Raw genomic sequence first — 3096 nt, 5'->3', positions numbered from 1 at the left:
GAAGCTGATTGACGCCATTCCCCGTAACCCGGTGGGCAAGATCCTGAAGAAGGAACTGCGCAACCTGTAAGGGCGCTGACGGGCCGGGCGTCCTGCCTGGCCCGTCAGGGTTGTTACAGTCCGTACTCGTTCACGTCCACTTTCGAGAACACCTCATCCCAGTAGAGCTGCCGCAGTTCCTCGCCGGTTTCCACGTCCTTCACCAGTGCCACCCAGCGTGTCATGCTTTCACGGAACTCGCTGATCATCTCTTCGGAACGTTCCAGGTCGTGGTTTTCCCGGTAGCGTTCCGCGATGGTCTCGATGTCCCCTTCGATGAATTCGCGGGTAGCGGCCTTGAGTTCGTCGCCGGCCTCATGAACGGTGATGTCCTCCTTGTCTTCAATCAGCTGGCGGTTCTCCTCATGTTCCTTGACATAGAGGCGGGCCAGCTCCGCCGCGATGGCCGCCGAGGCGTAGAGCATGGCCTCACGGTTTTCCGCCGACAGGCTGCTCCAGGTATCCCTGTTCATATGGGTGGCAATGCCGCCGAAGATGCCGCCGGGTACGCCCAGGGTGACGTCGGTGGTGACTTCGATGAAGTTGAAGTTGGTCAGGTCCGGCAGGTTGTGGGCGGTGCAGTCCAGCACGCCCTGGCCCAGGCCTTCGTAGACTTCGTTCACCGCCATGGATACCGGTGAGGCGTCCATGGACTCCACCCAGCGGGCCCACTGGGGGCCGCCAATGCGGATCCGTTTGCCCTCGATGTCATCCATGGTCACCACGGGGGTGTTGCAGATCAGGGTATAGGGGGTGCTGCCGGATATCCCCAGGAATACCTGGTTTTCATTGTTGTACTCTTCCAGACACTCCGGGCAGTTGTTGAACACGTATTCGGAGATGGCGCCGCCAAAGGCAAAGGTGGCTTCCCGGGCGGTGGTGTCGTCCAGCTCCAGCAGCATGGTCATCTCGGTGAGCATGATGGTGGCGGGGAACTCGGTCTGGAAATAGGGCGTCAGCACCGAGCCGATATCCGCCATGCCATCCCGCAGGCCCGGCGGGGTTTCCATGAAACTCAGCAGCGACTGCATATAGGCCTTGGTGCTGAGGTCGCCATCGCTGCGTTCCTCCAGGGCGTCGGCAAACACCTCAATGCTCTTGGAGCCGATGGAGTTGGGGGTGGCGCCGGAAGCGAAGCTCAGCTCCCGGGCCTCGGCATTGCCCACCGCGATCGCGGAGGTCAGTGCGGCGCCGGCAATGAAGCCGGCCAGGGGGGGTCATGGGACACTCCCGTCATTGTTGTTGTCATGGCTTTTGGTGTGGTCTTGTTGTTATTCAGCTCACCTTGCGGTCCCGGTCGGACCAGTGTTCCTCCCTGAGTTTGTATTTGAGCAGTTTACCCGCCGGTGACAGCGGCAGTTCCTCGCGGATTTCCAGGCTGCGGGGAATCTTGTAGTTGGCGATCAGGGTCCGGCAGTGGGCCATGACCTCGTCCAGGGTCAGCTCGGCGTCGTCGTTCACCACCACCGTGGCGTGCACCCGCTCGCCCCAGTCGTCGTCCGGCACGCCGATCACCGCGCACTGGGCCACCTGGGGCATCTGCAGCAGGGCTTCCTCCACCTCGGCGGAGTAGACGTTCTCGCCACCGGTGACGATCATGTCCTTGATGCGGTCCACCACGTAGACAAAGCCGTCTTCGTCCATATAGCCGGCATCGCCGGTGTGCATCCAGCCATTGCGCAGGGCCTGGGCGGTCTGTTCCGGCTTGTTCCAGTAGCCCTGCATGACCACCGGCCCGCGGGCCACGATCTCGCCCCGGGTGCCATTGGGCACCGGGTTGTCGTTCCCGTCCACGATGCGAATCTCCACCATGGGCAGGGGCTTTCCGGCGGACATCATCTTGCCGCTCTCAAAGCCTTCGTCGGTATGCCAGTCCTTGGTCAGGATGGTCACCGTGGGGGAGAGTTCGGTCATGCCATAGGCCTGCAGGAAGCCGGCCTGGGGCAGCGCCTCACGGGCGCGGTTCAGCAGCGTGCTGTCCATGGGCGAGGCGCCGTACATCATGTGCTGCAGGCTGCTGAGGTCATAGTTGGCGAAGTCCGGATGAGCCAGCACCATCCGCAGCATGGTGGGCACCAGGAAAGTCTCGATGACCTTCTCGTTCTGGATGGCCTCCAGCACCGCCTTGGGCTCGAACATGGGGATGATCACGTTGGTACTGTGGCGCATGACTCCCTGCAGGATCAGCCCGGTGCCGGCCACATGGAAGGTGGGCGCGGAATGCAGGGTGACCGAGCGCAGGGGCATGTTGGCCACCGCCTGGGAGCCCAGGGCATCGCTGAACAGGTTCATTTGGCTGAGCATCACCCCCTTGGGCTTGCCGGTGGTGCCGCCGGTGTACATCACCGCCGCCAGGTCGTCATTGCTGCGCAGGGCGTCGTCGACCTCTTCGTTGTCCCGGATCAGGGCTTCTGAGTTGTGGGTACCGGCGGGAGTTTCCTGGTCACCGGTGTAGATGACCGTGCTCAGGGACCTGGAGCCTTCCGACAAGGGTCCGATCATCGGGCTGAAGGTGTCATCCACCACCAGGAAGGTGCTGTCGCAGTCGTCCAGGGAGTAGATGATTTCCGCCGGGCTCCAGCGGATGTTCACCGGGTTGATCACGCCGCCGGCCCAGAAGGTGGCGTAGATGGCCTCGGCGTAGCGGTCCGAGTTCAGGCCCAGGATTGCCACCCGGTCGCCTTCCTTCAGGCCCAGCTTTTTCAGGCCCGCCGCCAGTCGTGCAATACGGGAAACAAACTCCCGGTAGCTGTGCCGGCGGCCCTGGCAGACCGTGGCGGTCTTGTCCGGGGCTTCGGTCAGCGCCTTGTGGAGGGGTTGGGTCAGGTACATTCGTCGGGTCTCCGTGACTTGTTGTTGTTCCGGATGCTGGTTGTTGATTAACCAGTCATGGTCAAGCTAGGTCACGAAGTCAGGGTCAGCTATCGTCGGAAACGACGAATTGTTTTCATTTGCGGTGGGGGCTGTCGGACAGGGGCTGTCGGAGCGGGCGGGAGCCGCCATGGAACAGGCGGCTCCCGGTCCGGGAGTTACCGGCTGAACTCGTCGTTGCAGGCT

General features: G+C 62.5%; 2 protein-coding genes. Both read right to left on the bottom strand.

Going from position 1 to position 3096, the window contains the following annotated elements; translation table 11 throughout:
• Positions 1–113: 113 nt before the first annotated feature.
• Positions 114–1205: a C4-dicarboxylate TRAP transporter substrate-binding protein gene (locus RO069_RS13655; RefSeq protein ID WP_328188267.1), complete on the bottom strand. Its 1092-nt coding sequence runs from the start codon at positions 1203–1205 to the stop codon at positions 114–116.
• A gap of 109 nt (positions 1206–1314) precedes the next feature.
• A complete protein-coding gene (locus RO069_RS13650; protein ID WP_328188265.1) occupies positions 1315–2871 on the bottom strand; it encodes a long-chain-fatty-acid--CoA ligase in 1557 nt (518 codons plus the stop codon).
• Positions 2872–3096 lie beyond the last annotated feature (225 nt).

This window comes from Marinobacter sp. OP 3.4, assembly GCF_036224885.1.
Lineage (GTDB): Bacteria > Pseudomonadota > Gammaproteobacteria > Pseudomonadales > Oleiphilaceae > Marinobacter.
Note: the sequence above shows the minus strand (reverse complement) of the source record. Positions and strands in the feature narration are given on the sequence as shown.